This window comes from Aquipuribacter nitratireducens (assembly GCF_037860835.1).
Taxonomy (GTDB): Bacteria; Actinomycetota; Actinomycetes; order Actinomycetales; family JBBAYJ01; genus Aquipuribacter; species Aquipuribacter nitratireducens.
Window position 1 is genome coordinate 404,963 of record NZ_JBBEOG010000003.1, and the last position, 15,989, is coordinate 420,951.

General features: G+C 74.0%; 16 protein-coding genes. 6 read left to right on the forward strand and 10 right to left on the reverse strand.

Annotation, left to right across the window (positions count from 1 at the left end):
• Positions 1 to 32: 32 nt before the first annotated feature.
• The 3 genes from WAB14_RS08170 to thyX all read right to left on the reverse strand — a co-directional run bounded on the left by WAB14_RS08170 (position 33) and on the right by thyX (position 3,583).
• Positions 33 to 1,718, reverse strand: coding sequence for a ribonuclease J (locus tag WAB14_RS08170; RefSeq protein WP_340269067.1), 1,686 nt, complete (start codon positions 1,716 to 1,718; stop codon positions 33 to 35).
• Positions 1,719 to 1,782: 64 nt separating this feature from the next.
• Positions 1,783 to 2,670 (reverse strand): 4-hydroxy-tetrahydrodipicolinate synthase, encoded by an 888-nt coding sequence (dapA, locus tag WAB14_RS08175; RefSeq protein WP_340269068.1) that lies wholly within the window; start codon positions 2,668 to 2,670, stop codon positions 1,783 to 1,785.
• Between the two features lie 223 nt (positions 2,671 to 2,893).
• The gene (gene thyX / locus WAB14_RS08180) at positions 2,894 to 3,583 is read right to left on the reverse strand and encodes an FAD-dependent thymidylate synthase (protein WP_340269175.1); all 690 of its coding nucleotides are present in this window, start codon (positions 3,581 to 3,583) and stop codon (positions 2,894 to 2,896) included.
• A 131-nt stretch (positions 3,584 to 3,714) separates the two neighbouring features.
• Between thyX and WAB14_RS08185 the strand changes: the two genes are divergently transcribed.
• Complete coding sequence (locus WAB14_RS08185) at positions 3,715 to 4,440, forward strand: HAD-IA family hydrolase (protein ID WP_340269069.1); 726 nt, start codon at positions 3,715 to 3,717, stop codon at positions 4,438 to 4,440.
• Here WAB14_RS08185 and WAB14_RS08190 read toward each other — a convergent pair.
• The 3 genes from WAB14_RS08190 to ctaC are packed head-to-tail and all read right to left on the reverse strand — an operon-like array spanning position 4,430 to position 7,583.
• On the reverse strand, positions 4,430 to 4,828 hold the full coding sequence (locus tag WAB14_RS08190) for a cytochrome c oxidase subunit 4 (protein ID WP_340269070.1): 399 nt from the start codon (positions 4,826 to 4,828) through the stop codon (positions 4,430 to 4,432). The genes WAB14_RS08185 and WAB14_RS08190 overlap by 11 nt on opposite strands.
• Positions 4,825 to 6,633, reverse strand: a complete 1,809-nt coding sequence (ctaD, locus tag WAB14_RS08195; RefSeq protein ID WP_340269071.1) for an aa3-type cytochrome oxidase subunit I — start codon at positions 6,631 to 6,633, stop codon at positions 4,825 to 4,827. The genes WAB14_RS08190 and ctaD overlap by 4 nt, the downstream gene beginning before the upstream one ends.
• Positions 6,633 to 7,583, reverse strand: coding sequence for an aa3-type cytochrome oxidase subunit II (gene ctaC, locus WAB14_RS08200; RefSeq protein WP_340269072.1), 951 nt, complete (start codon positions 7,581 to 7,583; stop codon positions 6,633 to 6,635). The genes ctaD and ctaC overlap by 1 nt, the downstream gene beginning before the upstream one ends.
• Before the next feature lie 185 nt (positions 7,584 to 7,768).
• Here ctaC and WAB14_RS08205 point away from each other — a divergent pair, with 185 nt between their 5' ends.
• Together WAB14_RS08205 and WAB14_RS08210 are read left to right on the forward strand one after the other, a co-directional pair.
• The gene (locus WAB14_RS08205; protein ID WP_340269073.1) at positions 7,769 to 8,920 is read left to right on the forward strand and encodes a cysteine desulfurase family protein; all 1,152 of its coding nucleotides are present in this window, start codon (positions 7,769 to 7,771) and stop codon (positions 8,918 to 8,920) included.
• A complete protein-coding gene (locus WAB14_RS08210) occupies positions 8,917 to 9,246 on the forward strand; it encodes a sulfurtransferase TusA family protein (RefSeq protein ID WP_340269074.1) in 330 nt (109 codons plus the stop codon). The genes WAB14_RS08205 and WAB14_RS08210 overlap by 4 nt, the downstream gene beginning before the upstream one ends.
• On the opposite strand, the gene aat is transcribed toward WAB14_RS08210, so the two are convergent.
• From aat to WAB14_RS08225, 3 genes are all read right to left on the reverse strand, one after another.
• The gene (aat, locus tag WAB14_RS08215) at positions 9,141 to 9,794 is read right to left on the reverse strand and encodes a leucyl/phenylalanyl-tRNA--protein transferase (protein ID WP_340269075.1); all 654 of its coding nucleotides are present in this window, start codon (positions 9,792 to 9,794) and stop codon (positions 9,141 to 9,143) included. The two genes, WAB14_RS08210 and aat, sit on opposite strands and share 106 nt — an antisense overlap.
• A gap of 50 nt (positions 9,795 to 9,844) precedes the next feature.
• Entirely contained in the window at positions 9,845 to 10,207 is a 363-nt protein-coding gene (erpA, locus tag WAB14_RS08220; RefSeq protein ID WP_340269076.1) for an iron-sulfur cluster insertion protein ErpA, read from the reverse strand.
• A 127-nt stretch (positions 10,208 to 10,334) separates the two neighbouring features.
• Positions 10,335 to 11,525: a glycerate kinase gene (locus WAB14_RS08225; protein ID WP_340269077.1), complete on the reverse strand. Its 1,191-nt coding sequence runs from the start codon at positions 11,523 to 11,525 to the stop codon at positions 10,335 to 10,337.
• Positions 11,526 to 11,551: 26 nt separating this feature from the next.
• Here WAB14_RS08225 and nadA point away from each other — a divergent pair, with 26 nt between their 5' ends.
• Entirely contained in the window at positions 11,552 to 12,790 is a 1,239-nt protein-coding gene (gene nadA, locus WAB14_RS08230) for a quinolinate synthase NadA (protein ID WP_377002344.1), read from the forward strand.
• Positions 12,791 to 12,858: 68 nt separating this feature from the next.
• Here the strand turns inward: nadA and WAB14_RS08235 are convergent, their stop codons facing one another.
• Entirely contained in the window at positions 12,859 to 14,310 is a 1,452-nt protein-coding gene (locus tag WAB14_RS08235; protein ID WP_340269078.1) for a M20/M25/M40 family metallo-hydrolase, read from the reverse strand.
• A 39-nt stretch (positions 14,311 to 14,349) separates the two neighbouring features.
• Between WAB14_RS08235 and WAB14_RS08240 the strand changes: the two genes are divergently transcribed.
• The gene (locus WAB14_RS08240; RefSeq protein ID WP_340269079.1) at positions 14,350 to 14,925 is read left to right on the forward strand and encodes a DUF3043 domain-containing protein; all 576 of its coding nucleotides are present in this window, start codon (positions 14,350 to 14,352) and stop codon (positions 14,923 to 14,925) included.
• A gap of 45 nt (positions 14,926 to 14,970) precedes the next feature.
• The gene (locus WAB14_RS08245) at positions 14,971 to 15,987 is read left to right on the forward strand and encodes an aldo/keto reductase family protein (RefSeq protein ID WP_340269080.1); all 1,017 of its coding nucleotides are present in this window, start codon (positions 14,971 to 14,973) and stop codon (positions 15,985 to 15,987) included.
• Positions 15,988 to 15,989: the final 2 nt, after the last annotated feature.

Genomic DNA, 15,989 nt, shown 5'->3' on the forward strand with positions numbered 1-15,989 from the left:
CGCGGTGGGGTCCTCGCGGCGGAGGCGCCGGCTCAGGTGCTGAGCACGACCGGGACGATCATCGGGCGGCGGCGGTAGCGCTCGTTGACCCAGCGGCCGATGGTCCGCCGCACCACCTGCTGCAGCTGGTGCTGGTCGGTGGCCCCGCTGGTGACCGCGTCGACGAGCGCCTTCTCGATGCGGGGCGTCACCTGCTCGAAGACGGTCTGCTCCTCGGCGAAGCCGCGCGCGTGGACGTGCGGGCCGGCCACCACCCGGCCGTTCTCGTGGTCGACGACGACGAAGCAGGAGACGAACCCCTCCTCCGCGAGGATCCGCCGGTCCTTGAGGTCGGCGTCGGTGATCTCGCCGACCGTCGAGCCGTCGACGTAGACGAACCCGCACTCGACCGCCCCGACGACCCGCGCGACCCCGTGGGTGAGGTCGACGACGTGGCCGTCCTCGACCACGACGACGCGGTCCGCGGGCACCCCGGAGAGCCGCGCGATCGCGGCGTTCGCCGTGAGGTGGCGAGGCTCGCCGTGCACCGGCATGACGTTCGCGGGCCGGACGAGGTTGTAGACGTACAACAGCTCCCCCGCGGTGGCGTGCCCGCCGGTGTGGACCTTCGCGACGCCCTTGTGCACGACGTCGGCGCCGAGGCGGGTGAGGCCGTTGATGACGCGGTAGACGGCGTTCTCGTTGCCGGGGATGAGGCTGGAGGCGAGGACGACGGTGTCCCCGGCACCGACCTGCACCCGGTGGTCGCCGTTCGCCATGCGCGACAGCGCCGCCATCGGCTCGCCCTGCGACCCGGTCGACATGATGACGACCTTCGAGTCGGGCAGGTCCTCCACCTGCTTGATGTCGACGAGGACGCCCGGGGGCACGTCGAGGTAGCCCAGGTCGCGGGCCACACCCATGTTCCGCACCATCGAGCGGCCCACGAACGCGACCTTGCGGCCGTGCTCCGCGGCCGCGTCGAGGACCTGTTGGACGCGGTGCACGTGGCTGGCGAAGCTCGCGACGACGATGCGCTTCTGCGCCCGCGCGAAGATGTGGGACAGGACGGGCCCGATCTCGCGCTCGGGGAGCGTGAAGCCCGGCACGTCGGCGCTCGTGGAGTCGATCATCAGCAGGTCGACACCGCGCTCGGCGACGCGGGCGAAGTGCCGCAGGTCGGTGATCCGCCGGTCGAGCGGGAGCTGGTCGAGCTTGAAGTCGCCGGTGTGGAGGATCGTGCCGGCGCTCGTCGTGACGGCGACGGCCAGCGCGTCCGGGATGGAGTGGCTCACGGCGAGGAACTCGCAGGAGAACGGCCCGAGCTGCTCCGTCACGCCCTCGGCGACGGTCAGCTGGAGCGGGGTGATGCGGTGCTCCTTGAGCTTCGCCTCGACGAAGGCGAGCGTGAGCTGGGAGCCCACGACGGGGATGTCGGCCTTGAGGCGGAGCAGGTACGGCACGGCGCCGATGTGGTCCTCGTGGCCGTGGGTGAGCACGACCGCGACGACGTCGTCGAGCCGGTCGGCGATGTACTGGAAGTCGGGGAGGATGAGGTCGACGCCGGGCTGGTCGTCCTCGGGGAACAGCACGCCGCAGTCTATGACGAGCAGCTTCCCGTCGTGCTCGAGCACCGCCATGTTCCGCCCGATCTCCCCGAGCCCGCCGAGCGGGACCACCCGGGTGGTGCCGGGTGCGAGCGGGGGCGGAGCGGGCAGGTCGGTACGGGCTGGCAGCACGGGGCGAGCCTAGTGGCGGACCGCGACACGCCCGACCGGACGCCCCGCGGGCCCGGGTGGTCGGTCAGAGCAGCCCGGCGTCGCCGAGGGCGGACACGAGCCCCGCCCGCTCGGTCTCGTCCGGGACCACCAGCGGCAGCCGTACCGCCGGCGACGGCAGGTGCCCGAGGGCGTGCAGCGCGGCCTTGACGGCGACGGCGCCCTGCATGCGGGTCATGACGGCGTCGACAAGAGGCTGCAGCGCGTGGTGCTCCGCCCGCGCGGTCGCCGTGTCGCCCGCGTCGTGGGCCGCGACGAGTCGTGCGTAGGCGGGCGCCGCCAGGTGGGTCGTGACGCCGACGACACCGACCCCGCCGACGGCGAGGTACGGCAGCGTGAGTCCGTCGTCGCCGGAGTACACCGCGAGGTCGCTGCCGCGCATGACCCGCGTGGCGGCCTGGAGGTCGCCCTTGGCGTCCTTCACCGCGACGACCCGCGGGTGCTCCCCGAGACGGAGCAGCGTCTCCGTGGCGAAGGCGACGGCCGTGCGCCCCGGGATGTCGTACAGCATGACGGGCAGCCCTGTGCCGTCCGCGACGGTCGTGACGTGGGCGATCAGGCCCGCCTGCGAGGGCCGCGAGTAGTACGGCGACACGAGGAGCAGGCCGTGGGCGCCGGCCGCGGCGGCCTCACGGGCGAGGTGGCAGGAGTGCGCCGTGTCGTTGGTGCCGACGCCGGCGACGACGTGGGCCCGGTCCCCGACGGCCTCGACGACCACCTGGACGACCCGGCGCTTCTCCTCGTCCGTCGTCGTCGGCGACTCCCCCGTGGTGCCGTTGACGACGAGGCCCTCGGTGCCGGCGTCGACGAGGTGCTCGGCCAGCGCCGCGGCGGCCTCGACGTCGAGCCCGCCGTCGTCCCGGAAGGGGGTCGCCATCGCGGTGAGGAGGGCTCCGAAGGGGCGCGCGACCATGCGGGGGAGCCTAACCGTGACGCGGTGGCAGCCGACGCTCCCCCGGGACGCGGAGAACCGCGGCACCAGTCGCTCGGGGGGTCCGGCTGGCACCGCGGTTCGGGGGGGTCATCGCCGGAGCGGCCGACCGCGTTACAGGGCCGCCCACGTGACCTGCCTCACACCCGTCCGTCTGCGTCCGTGTCGACCTGCGAGCGGGAGGTGTGCGTCTGCGTGGGGGGCGTCAGGGGGCGACCCGGCCGTTGGCGTCGAAGGCGGCGTGCGTGACGGGCATGAGAGCCGCCCACTCCCGCTCCATCTGCTCGGCGACCATCTCGATCTCCCGTTGGGGGAACGACGGGAACGTCGAGTCCTCCCGCTTCGTGCGCAGCGAGAGGAAGTTCATGAGGGACCGGGCGTTCACCGTCACGTACATCGAGGAGTACAGGCTCAGCGGCAGCACGATACGGGCGACCTCGCGCGCCACCCCGGCCTCGAGCATCCGCTCGTAGGCACGCCACGCGGTGAGGTACGTCTCGCGGGTCGCCTCGGTGACGACGGCGTGCTGCTCGTCGGTGCCGGGCACGAAGTCGTAGGCCCCGGGCTTGCCGACCTGCTGGAGGTTGCGCTCCCGCGACGGCACGTAGAACACCGGCCGCATCTCCCGGTAGCGGCCGCTCTCCTCGTTGTACGAGGCCATCCGGTGCCGCTGGAACTCCCGGAACACGAAGAGCGGCGCGCTCACGTAGAACGTCATGACGGCGTGCTCGAAGGGGCTGCCGTGCCGGTCCCGCATGAGGTAGCGGACGAGGCCGGCCGAGCGCTCGGGGTCGGCGTCGACGTCGGCGAGGCTCCCCTCCCCCTTCGTCGAGACCCGCGCGGCGAAGAGCACGTCGGCGTCCCTCGCGGAGTGCTTGACGAGCTCGACGTCCATGTCGGAGCGCAGCACGATCGCGGGCCCGGGCTCGGAGTCGAGGTCGGGGTCGTCGGGGGTCACGGTCGGCGGGAGCTCGGCGTCGGCCACGCCGGACACGCTAGTGCGCCGCGGGTTGCGAGGATGGGGCCGTGCAGCCCACCGTCCCCCTCGCCCCGCACCGTCCCCGCGCCGCGACCGACCCGACCGCGCCGGCGGCCCGTCTCACGGGCCGCGCCTTCGCCGCCGTCCTGTTCGACATGGACGGCACGCTCGTCGACTCCACCGCCTCGGTCGTCCGCTGCTGGCTGCGCCTGGCCGACGAGTACGGCGTCACGGTGGAGGCGCTGCAGGCGGCCGCGGGCCACGGGCGCCCGGCGCGTGACATCGTCGCCGACCTGCTCCCCGAGACCGACCACGTGGCCGGCCTGGCCCGCATCACCGAGCTCGAGGTGGCCGACGTCGAGGGCGTCGTCGCACTCCCGGGCGCGCACGACGCGCTCGCCAGGACGGCGGGGCGCTCGGCGATCGTGACGTCGTGCACCGGGCCGCTCGCCCTGGCGCGGCAGCGGGCGGCGGGCGTCGTCGTCCCGGACGTCGTGGTGACGGCCGACGACGTCCGCCACGGCAAGCCGCACCCGGAGCCGTTCCTCACCGGCGCCGCCCGACTGGGCGTCGACCCGTCCCGCTGCCTCGTGGTGGAGGACGCGCCCGCGGGGCTGGCCGCCGCGCGGGCGGCCGGCATGGCGACCCTCGCCGTCACGACGACCCACGAGGCCGACGAGCTCCACGCCGACCTCGTCGTGCCCGACCTGTCGTACGTGACGTGGCTGGACGCGGAGGACGGGGTGGTGCCCGGCGTCCGGCCTAGTGCCTGAAGTCGCCCGTGTAGTGCTCGAACAGCAGGCCGAGGGAGGCGAAGAGGAGCATCCCGCAGCCGATGAAGAACAGCCACCACCCGACGGCGAGGCCGAGGAAGACGGCCCCGGCCGCCGTCGCGACGAGGATCGGCCAGATGCTCCGGGGGTTGAAGAACCCGAGGTCACCCGCCCCGTCCGCCACCTCGCCCCGCGCGTCGTCCTCGGGGCGGGCGTCCACCCGCAGCGACACGAGGTAGAGGTACAGCCCGACCATCGCCGCGAGGCCGCCGGTGAGCAGCAGTGCGGTGAAGCCGACGGCCTCCCAGCCGGACAGCAGCCCGTAGACGAAGGCCAGCGGCACGAAGAAGAACGTGCCCGACCCGAACACCCAGGTCTCGACCCTCACCTGCGGCCCCCCTCGTCGTCGCGTCGGTGGCTCGGCGTCGCGCTCCGGGCGCCGGCCGGTGGGCTGTCGCCCCGGTCGACGTCGCTGTCGCCCAGCACCTGCTCGAGGACGGTCTTGTCGGCGAACGCCTTGTCGGCGGCCGCGACCTCCGGGTGCGCGAGGTCGAACGCCGGCCGCTCGGAGCGGATCCGCGGCAGCGCCGTGAAGTTGTGGCGCGGCGGCGGGCACGACGTCGCCCACTCCAGCGACGCGCCCCAGCCCCACGGGTCGTCGACGGTGACCTTCTCGCCCTTGACCGCGGTGATGTAGACGTTCCAGAGGAACGGCAGCGTGGCGGCGCCGAGGACGAACGCACCGACGGTCGACACCTGGTTGAGCAGCGTGAAGCCGTCCTCCGGCAGGTAGTCGGCGTAGCGCCGGCTCATGCCCTCGACGCCGAGCCAGTGCTGCACGAGGAACGTCGTGTGGAAGCCGATGAAGGTGAGCCAGAAGTGCAGCTTGCCGAGGCCCTCGTTGAGCATCGAGCCGGTGAACTTCGGCCACCAGAAGTAGAAGCCGGCGAACATCGCGAAGACCACGGTGCCGAACACGACGTAGTGGAAGTGCGCGACGACGAAGTAGCTGTCGGACAGGTGGAAGTCGAGCGTCGGCGAGCTGAGGATGATGCCGGTCAGGCCGCCGAAGAGGAACGTCACGAGGAAGCCGATGGCCCAGAGCATCGGGGAGTCGAACGTCACCGAGCCCTTCCACATCGTCCCGATCCAGTTGAAGAACTTCACCCCGGTCGGCACGGCGATGAGCATCGTCATGAAGGCGAAGAACGGCAGGAGCACCGCGCCCGTGACGTACATGTGGTGGGCCCACACCGCCACCGACAGGCCCGCGATGGCGATGATCGCGAAGACCATGCCCTTGTAGCCGAACAGCGGCTTGCGGCTGAAGACGGGGATGACCTCGCTGATGATGCCGAAGAACGGCAGCGCGATGATGTAGACCTCGGGGTGGCCGAAGAACCAGAACAGGTGCTGCCAGAGGATGGCGCCGCCGTTCTCCGCCTCGAAGACGACCGAGCCGAGCTTGCGGTCCGAGCCGAGCACCAGCAGCGCCGCGGCGAGCGGCGGGAACGCCATCAGCACGAGGACGCTCGTGATGAGCGTGCTCCAGCTGAAGATCGGCATCCGGAACATCACCATGCCGGGGGCGCGCATCCCGATGATCGTCGTGATGAAGTTGACGGCGCCGAGGATCGTGCCGAAGCCACCGAGCGCGAGGCCGAAGATCCACAGGTCGGCGCCGAGACCCGGCGAGTACGCCTCGGTCGACAGCGGCGTGTAGGCGAACCAGCCGAACCCGGCGGCGCCGAGCGGCGTGAGGAAGCCCGAGACGGCGATGAGGCCGCCGAAGAGGTACAGCCAGTACGCGAAGGCGTTGAGGCGCGGGAACGCGACGTCCGGCGCGCCGATCTGCAGCGGCAGCAGCCAGTTGGCGAAACCCGCGAAGAGGGGCGTCGCGAACAGCAGCAGCATGATCGTGCCGTGCATCGTGAAGAGCTGGTTGTAGCTCTCCTTCGACTCCACGACCTGAAGACCCGGGGAGAAGAGCTCCGCGCGGATAGCGAGCGCCATGATGCCGGCGATGACGAAGAAGAAGAACGACGAGACGAGGTACAGCGTCCCGATCTTCTTGTGGTCCGTCGTCGTGAGGTAGTCGGCGAGGAGGCGCCCGAGGCCTCGCTCCTTCGCGACCGGGAGCGGCGTCCCGGCCGACTGCGCGTCGCGGTAGGCGACGCCCTGGACGGTGGCCATCAGGAGTCCTCCTCGATCCCGAGCTCACTGTCATCGGGCGCGGGATCGGGCGCGTCGCCTATCCCTGGGTCGTCGCGGTCGCCGGTCACGCTGCCGCCCACCTCGCCGGTGAGCCCGCTGCGGCTGAGGTCCGTCGACAGGCGGCCCGTCTGTCCGAGCGCACGCAACCTCTCGAGGTACTCGTCGTACTCGCCCCGGGACACGACCTCGACGTTGAAGAGCATCTCGGAGTGGTACTCCCCGCACAGCTCGGCGCACTTGCCCTGGAAGCGGCCCTCCTTGGTCGGGACGACCTGGAAGCGGTTCTCGCGGCCGGCGATGGTGTCCATCTTCATGAGGAACGCGGGGATCCAGAACGAGTGGTTGACGTCGCGGGCGTAGAGGACGAACTCGACGCGCTCGTCGACCGGCAGCACGAGGGTGGGGATGCGCTCCTCGGCACCCTCCTCACCGTCGAGGTCCGCCTGGACACCGGTCTCGAAGACACCTTCCTCGACGTAGTTGAAGTCCCACGACCACTGCTTGCCGATCACCTCGACGGTGTGGTCGGGCTCCTCCTCGGTGCTGAGGATCGCCGCCTGCGACGTGGCCGTGTAGTAGAAGAGCACCGCGACCATCATGAGCGGCACGGCCGTGTACATGACCTCGAGCGGCAGGTGGTAGCGGAACTGCGGCGGCACCTCGGGGTCGCCGGCACGCCGCCGGTAGGCGATGACGCACCACACCGTGAGGCCCCACACGATGACCCCGATGGCGAGCGCCGCGATCCACGAGCCGTTCCACAGCGTCTGGATCATCGGGGTGTTGTTGGTGGCCCCCACGCTCTCGGCGGGGAGGTAGCCGCGTCTCAGCTGGTCCGCCGAGCAGCCGCTGAGCGCGAGCACGGCGGCCGCGGCGAGCCCGGCCCGGGCTGCGCGGAACCGAACGGCCGCGGAGCGAGTTGTCGTCACTGGCGCCTTCCCCGGGATTCCTGTTCGACGGGCACGGGGCCCTCTGCTGTGGGCGCGACCCGACGGCGGGCCACCTCCCGAGGCACCTTACCCCGCGGCCCCTCCGCCACCACGGTGGGGCTCGCCGCCCTCGTCCGGCGGTCACGATCCCGGTGGTCCGGGCCCGCGGTCGTACCGTCGGGGTCATGACGTCCGGCACGACGTCCGACCCGGTCGACCTCGACACGGCGACGGCGGCACCTCCCCTCCCGGTCGCGGTCGACGCGTGGCGCGTGGCCCTGGACGACGCGTGGGCCGACGAGCGGGGACTGCACGGCACGGGTGCGCGGGCCCGGCTCGTCCTCGGGCAGGTGCGCTCCGCCCTCGCGGAGCTGGTGGGCGATCCGGGGGCGCTCGTCGGCCTCCCGCCGGACCACGTGCGCGCGCTGCACGCCGCGGTCCTCGGCTGCTCGGCGCCCACGGCAGCCGCGGACGGCCCTGTCGTCGTCAGCGCGGTGGAGCACTCCGCCGTCCACCACGCGGCCCGCTTCTCGGGGCAGGTCCGTGAGGTGGCGGTCGACCGCGACGGGCGCGTCGACCTCGACGCCCTCGCGGACGCCCTGCCGGGGGCACGGCTGGCGTGCGTCCAGCAGGCGAACCAGGAGATCGGCACGCTGCAGGACCTCGAGGCCGTCCACGCGCTGTGCCGGCGCGAGGGGGTGCCGCTGCTCGTCGACGCCGGCGCCTCGCTGGGTCACGTGCCCGTTCCCGGGGCCTGGGACGTCCTCGTCGGCTCGCCCCGGGCGTGGGGGTCGGTCCCGGGTGCGGCGCTGCTCGTCCTGCGCCCGGGCGTCCGCTGGCGGCGCAGCGGTCCCGGTGAGGCAGGCGCCTCGCAGCGGCCCGGCGAGCACCCGGGCACCGTCGACGTCCCGGCCGCGCTGGCCGCCGCGGTGTCCCTGCAGTCCCTGCAGGCGGGACCACTGGGCGACGCGGACCCCCGCCACGCCCTCGTCGCTCGCCTGCGCGAGCGGGTGGCCGAGGTGCCCGGCACCGACGTCGTCGGGTCGGCGGGGCACCGCCTCCCCCACGTGCTGACGGTCTCGGCCCTCTACGTGCCGGGCGAGGAGCTCGTCCGCCGCCTCGACGCGGTCGGGTTCCGGGTCGGGTCGGGCTCGGCGTGCACCGCGGACACGCTGCGGCCGAGCCACGTTCTGGCCGCGGTCGGGGCCCTCACGCACGGCAACGTGCGCGTCGCCGTGCCCCGTGGCACCGACCCGGCGGTCCTCGACCGGTTCGCGCCCGCCCTGGCGGAGGTCGTGGCGGAGCTGCGGCGCGAGCTCGGTGCGGAGTCGCTGTGAGCACCGCCGACTCCGCCGACCTCCCGCACCTCACCGTCGACGCGCGCGGGCTGCGCTGCCCGCTGCCCGTGCTGCGGCTCGCGGCGGCGGTCCGGGACCTGGCGCCCGGGACGGTGGCCGCGGTCGTCGCGACCGACCCCGCGGTCCGCCACGACGTCCCGGCCTGGGCGCGCCTGCGAGGGCACACGGTGCTCGAGGTCCGGGAGGGCGAGGAGGAGACCTACGAGGTCGTGGTCCGGCTGGGCGGCGGCACCTCGACCGGACCGGGCCTCGACAGACCGGCCGGCGACGGCGTCGCGAGCAGCGCCGGCAGGCGGGCGAGGTAGCCGGACCGCGTCAGCTCGGTCACCCCGAGGGTCTCCAGGTGCGGGGTGCTCCACTGCACGTCGACGAGCCGCGGCCCCGTCGGGTCGGCGGCGAGGAGCCGGCAGAGCGCGACGACGGCGTGCTTGGAGGCGTCGGTCTCGCGGTGGAACTTCGACTCCGCCGCGAAGAGACCGCCCAGCGCCACCCCGAACAGACCGCCCACGAGCCGGCCCCCGGCCCACGTCTCGACCGAGTGCGCGAGACCCGCGTCGTAGAGCTCCCGGTAGGCGCGGGCGTAGCGCCCGTCGATCCAGGCGCCGTCCCGGGCGGGGTCCGCACACGCCGCGACGACCTCGTCGAAGGCGCAGTCCACCCGCGTCTCGAACCGGCGTGAGCTGCGCCGCAACGACCGCGACTCGTGGACCGCTGCGGGCTCGAGGACCCCGCGCGGGTCCGGGGAGAACCAGCCGAGGACCTCGCGGCGGCGCAGCCGGACCCCCATCGCGAACAGGCCGCGGCGGTAGCCGTCGAGCAGCAGCCCCGACGCGAGCGCGCCCCCGACGCACACCAGGTCCTGGCCGTCGGGGGCGCGCTCGAGCGCCCTGTCGAAGGGGTGGCTCAGTGGAAGCTGTCGCCGCAGGCGCAGGAGCCCTGCGCGTTCGGGTTGTCGATCTGGAAGCCCTGCTTCTCGATCGTGTCGGCGAAGTCGATGGTCGCGCCGGCGAGGTACGGCACCGACATGCGGTCGACGACGAGCTCGACGCCACCGAACTCGCGGACGGCGTCGCCGTCCATCTGCCGGTCGTCGAAGTACAGCTGGTAGATGAGGCCCGAGCAGCCGCCGGGCTGCACCGCGAGCCGCAGCCGGAGGTCGTCGCGGCCCTCCTGGGCCAGCAGCGCCTTCACCTTGTCGGCGGCGACGTCGGTCAGGGTGACCTCGTGCGTGGCGGTGGCGCCGGTCGTGGCGGTGGTGTCGGTCATGTTCGGCTCCTGGGTGGCCGGGGTCTGCGGTCCGGGGGCACGCCGTGGCGCCGCCTCCCGATGGGTCCAATGCTACGGGGCGCACGCGTGTTCCCCCGCCCGCCCGGGTGCGGCGCGCCCCAGCCCCTCACCGGTGCCAGGTCCGCGCGACACGCTCGGTACGGGCGGCGAGCGTGCCGGCGGGGTCGGCCATAGCGGCCGGCACGTGGCGCGGCTCGGCGGCGACCGGGTACGCGGACTCGACCCCCACTGCCGCGAGCTCGCGACGGCCGACGAGCACCTGCCCCGCGACGACGACGACGGGGACGCCGTGCCTCCCGGCGACGTCGGCCACCGCGCCGACGACCCGACCGCGCAGCGAGTCCCAGTCGAAGGCCCCCTCCCCGGTGACGACGAGGTCCGCGTCGGCGACGGCCTCGGGCAGGCGCGCGACCTCGGCCACGACGCTCGCGCCCGGCTCGCGCTCCGCCCCCAGCGCGAGGAGAGCCGCGCCGAGCCCACCACCCGCGCCGGCGCCCGGCAGGGCGACGAGCCGGCCGGGGTCGGCGGCCCCGGCTGCGGTGAGCGCGTCGACGAGGACCGTCGCCCACGCCGTCATCGCGGCCTCGGCGGAGCGGAGGTCGTCCCCCCGCAGCCCGAGGGCGGGGCCGGCGCCCCGGACGGGGCCGTGCCGACCGACGAGCGGGGCGTCGGTGTCGGTCGCGACGACGAGGTGAACCCCGGCGAGCCGGTCACGCAGGTCACGGAGCCCGGCGAGCGCGGCGCCGTCCGCGGCGGCGGCGGCGACGAGGCCGCCGTCCGCCACGGCGCGCACGTCGTCACCGGGGGCGTCACCTGTGCCCTCGCCGAGCAGCGCGGCGATGGCACCGGCGCCGCCGTCGAGCACCCCGGCGCGGCCGACCCCGACCACCAGGCGCTCCGGTCGCAGCGCGAGGGCGGCGGCGAGCAGCTGCCCGGCCCCGCGGCTCGTGCGGGACGCGACAGCGCGTGACGCGTTGCCGCGGTCGAGGTGCTCCCCGACCGCCTGGGACGTGTCGACGTAGACGGTGAGGACACCGGCGGGGTCGTCGGCGGGACCGACGAGCAGGACGGCCCCGGGGACGTCGCGCCCGTCGGGGTCGCCGACGGTGCACGGCACCAGCTCGCCGGGCAACGCCGCCCGCACCGCGTCGAGGAAGCCGGGACCGCCGTCGGACATCGGGAGCTCGACGACCTCGTCGTCGGGAGCGTGCCGGCGCCACCCGGCGGCGAGCGCGGTCGCCGCCTCCGGGGCGCTGAGGGTGCCGCGGAAGCTGTCGGGGGCCATGACCACGCGCACCCCGGCAGTGTGCTGCACTTGACGGCGTGACGAGCACCACGACCGGCACCACCGCCACGGCCCTGCCGACCCCCGCCGTGCCGGGGTCGCTGCTGCTGCTCGGGCGCGGCCGGGACCTCGCGAGCGAGCGGGGCGTCGAGTGCCCCGGCGACCTGCCCGCCCCCTCCGACCCCGACCTCGTGGCCCGGGCCCAGCGCGCCCGCGCGGAGCTCGGCGACCGGGCCTTCGTGCTCGGTCACCACTACCAGCGCGACGAGGTCATCGCCTTCGCCGACGTCACCGGTGACTCGTTCACGCTGGCCCGGGACGCCGCCGCCCGGCCGGAGGCGGAGTACGTCGTGTTCTGCGGCGTCCACTTCATGGCCGAGAGCGCCGACATGCTGACGGGTCCGGAGCAGGCCGTCGTCCTGCCGGACCTGTCGGCCGGCTGCTCGATGGCGGACATGGCCGCGATCACGCAGGTCGAGGACGCGTGGCGCGTGCTGCAGGACGCCGGCGTCGCCGAGCGGACCGTCCCCGTGACGTACATGAACTCCTCCGCGGCCATCAAGGCGTTCACCGGCCGCCACGGCGGCACCGTCTGCACCTCGAGCAACGCCGAGCAGGCCCTGCGGTGGGCCTTCGAGCAGGTGGGCGGGGTGGAGGCCGAGGGCCCGACCTCGGGCAAGGTCCTGTTCCTCCCGGACCAGCACCTCGGTCGCAACACCGCCGTGCTCGCCCTCGGCCTCTCTCTCGACGACTGCGTCGTCTTCGACCCGTGGCGGCCGGGTGGCGGTCTCACCCGCGAGCAGCTCGAGCGCGCGCGGATGATCCTGTGGCGCGGCCACTGCTCGGTGCACGGCCGCTTCAGCGCCGAGGCGGTCGACGCCTACCGGGAGCGTGTGCCCGGCATCAACGTGCTCGTCCACCCCGAGTGCCGGCACGAGGTCGTGACCCGGGCGGACGTCGTCGGGTCGACCGAGCTCATCATCCGCACGATCGAGCGGGCCGAGCCGGGCTCGTCGTGGGTCGTCGGCACGGAGCTCAACCTCGTCAAGCGGCTCGCGGCGGCCCACCCCGACAAGGACGTCCACTTCCTCGACCGGGACGTCTGCTACTGCTCGACGATGAACCGCATCGACCTGCCGCACCTCGTGTGGGCGCTGGAGTCGCTCGCCGCCGGGCGGGTCGTCAACCGGGTCGTCGTCGACGAGGAGACCGCCCGCTGGGCGAAGGTGGGCCTCGACCGCATGCTCGCGCTGCCCGGACCGACGGCCCGCGACTGAGCGTCGGGGCCGACGGTCGCGCGGCGTCGGTCGCGCGGCGTCGGTCGCGCGGCGTCAGGCCCGCGGCGTCAGGCCCGCGGCGTCAGCGCCTCCAGGAGGAGCGCCTCGGCGAGGCACACCCTCGCGAACTCGCCGAGGTGGAGGGACTCGTCGATGCCGTGCGCCCGCGAGTCCGGGTCCTCGACCCCGGTGACGAGGACCGCGGCCCCCGGCATGACGCGGTCGAGGTCGGCGATGAACGGGATGGAGCCGCCGACCCCGATGTCGACGGGCTCGCTGCCCCACGCCGTCCCGAGCGCCCAGCGCGCCGCCGCGTACCCGGTCGTCGCGGTGTCGGCGGCGAAGCCGTGACCCTGCTCCTCGCTCTCGACGACGACGCGGGCGCCGCCCGCCGGCTGCGCGAGCAGGTGCTGCCGGAGGGCGTCGAACGCCGTCGCGGGGTCCGCACCGGGCGGTACCCGGACGGACACCCGGGCCCGGACCACCGGCTGGACGGTGTTCGACGCGTGCTCGACGGACGGCAGGTCGAGCCCGATGACCGTCACCGCCGGTCCCGCCCAGACCCGCTCCGCGACGTCGTCGTCGCCCGCGCCGGCGAGCGCGACGCCCTCGAGGACTCCCGCCTCCTCGCGGAACCGTTCCGCGGGGTACGGCGACTGCGCGGCGGCCGCCGCCCGCGCGTGCGGGGGCATGTCGCCCAGACCGGGCACCGCGACGCCGCCGTCGGCGTCGTGGAGCGAGGCGAGGAGCCGCAGCAGGACGACGGCGGGGTCGGGGACGGCTCCGCCGAACATCCCGGAGTGCAGGGCGTGGTCGAGGGTCCGGACCTCGACCACCGCCTGGACGAGGCCCCGCAGCGTCGTCGTGACCGCCGGGGTGCCGACCGCCGCGTTCGTCGAGTCCGCGACGACGAGGACGTCGGCGCGCAGCAGCCCGGCGTGCTCGGCGAGGAAGGCCTGGAACGACGGCGAGCCGACCTCCTCCTCCCCCTCGACGAAGACCGTGAGCCCCACACCGCCGCCGTCGTCGTGCGCAGCGAGGTGGGCGCGCACGGCCGCGAGGTGGGCGCAGATCCCGGCCTTGTCGTCGGCGGCGCCCCGCCCGTACAGCCGCTCCCCGCGCCGCGTCGGCTCGAACGGCGGGCTCGTCCAGCGTGACGCCTCCCCCGGGGGCTGCACGTCGTGGTGGGCGTACAGCAGGACGGTCGGCGCCCCGGGTGGCGCCGGCCGGCGGGCGACGACGGCGGGGGCGCCCGGGGTGCCGTCGGGCCGCGGGGCGCGCAGCACCTCGACGTCGGGCATGCCGGCGTCCCGCAGCAGCGACGCGACGGCATCGGCGGAGGCCTCGACGTGCGCCTGGTCGAACGCCGCCGCGCTCACCGACGGGATGCGGACGAGCCGCTCGAGGGTCTCGACGGTGCCGGTGACGAGGCCGGCCACGCGCTCGCGCGTCGCCTCGACGACGTCGGCCGCCGGGGGTCGCAGCGGGCTGGACTGTGGCTGGCGGGTCGGCTCGGGCACGAGGCGAGACCGTACCGGCCCGCCGGATATCCTCATCGCATGTTCGGCCGTGGTTCGAAGACGCCCACCCAGGACTCCTCGCCCGTGGAGCAGCGTCCCGGGGCCAAGGGCCGGCCGACCCCGAAGCGCGCGGCGGCGGAGGCAGCCAACCGCCGCCCGCTCGTGCAGAACGACCGCAAGCTCGCCCTCAAGCGGGCGCGCGAGGAACGGCGCGCGGAGCAGGCCCGCGTCCTCGACGCCTACCAGACCGAGGACCAGCGGCACCTGCCGGTCCGCGACCGCGGGCCCGTCCGGCGGTACGTGCGCGACCTCGTCGACCGCCGTCGCAACGTCGGGCAGTACTTCCTGCCCGTGGCGTTCGTCGTGCTGTTCCTCTCGGTGCTCCCGCAGACGACGGTCGTGGCCGCGATCGCGATGTACACGGTGCTCGCGGTGCTCGTGCTCGACTGCTTCCTGCTGGCGCGGACGGTGAAGACCGCCGTCGCGGAGCGGTTCGGCGACGCGGCGGCGCAGGAGCGCGGGCTGCGGATGTACGCGGTGATGCGCGCGACGCAGATGCGGCGCATGCGCCGCCCGGTGCCGAAGGTCGCGCACGGCGGCACGCCGCGCAGCTGACCCCCCGGGTTCGCGTCCCGGTCGGCGTCCGTGTGTGATTGACGCATGGACTACCGACACCTCGGCCGCAGCGGCCTCGTCATCAGCGAGATCGTCTACGGCAACTGGCTCACCCACGGCTCCCAGGTCGAGAACGAGGCGGCGAGAGCGTGCGTGCGCGCCGCCCTCGACGCCGGCATCACGAGCTTCGACACCGCCGACGTGTACGCGAACACCGCCGCGGAGACGGTCCTCGGCGAGGCCCTCAAGGGGGAGCGCCGCGAGAGCCTCGAGATCTTCACGAAGGTCTACTGGCCCACCGGGCCCAAGGGCCACAACGACACCGGCCTCGGCCGCAAGCACGTCATGGAGTCGATCGACGCGTCGCTGAGGCGGCTGCAGACCGACTACGTCGACCTCTACCAGGCGCACCGCTTCGACGTCACCACGCCGCTGGAGGAGACGATGAGCGCGTTCGCCGACATCGTCCACTCCGGCAAGGCGCACTACATCGGCGTCAGCGAGTGGACCGCCGACCAGATCCGCGCCGGGGCGGCGCTCGCGCGCGAGCTGCGGATCCCCTTCGTCTCGAGCCAGCCGCAGTACTCGATGCTGTGGCGCGTCATCGAGGAGGAGGTCGTCCCCACGAGCCGCGAGCTCGGCCTCGGGCAGATCGTGTGGTCACCGATCGCGCAGGGCGTGCTCACCGGCAAGTACGTGCCGGGCCAGCCGCTGCCCGAGGGCTCCCGCGCCACCGACGAGAAGGGCGGCGCCAACATGATCAAGCGGTTCATGCGGGACGAGGTCCTCGAGCGCGTCCAGCGGCTGAAGCCGATCGCGGAGGAGGTCGACCTCTCGATGGCGCAGCTGGCCGTCGCGTGGGTGCTGCAGAACGACAACGTGTCCGCCGCCATCATCGGCGCGTCGCGGCCGGAGCAGGTGACGGAGAACGTCAAGGCGGCCGGCGTCACGCTGCCGGCCGAGGTGATGGCCCGCATCGACGAGGTCCTGGGCGACGTCGTCGAGACCGACCCGGCGCGCACGCGCGAGGGCATGCCGCGAGGTCGCAGCGTCGCCTCCTGAGA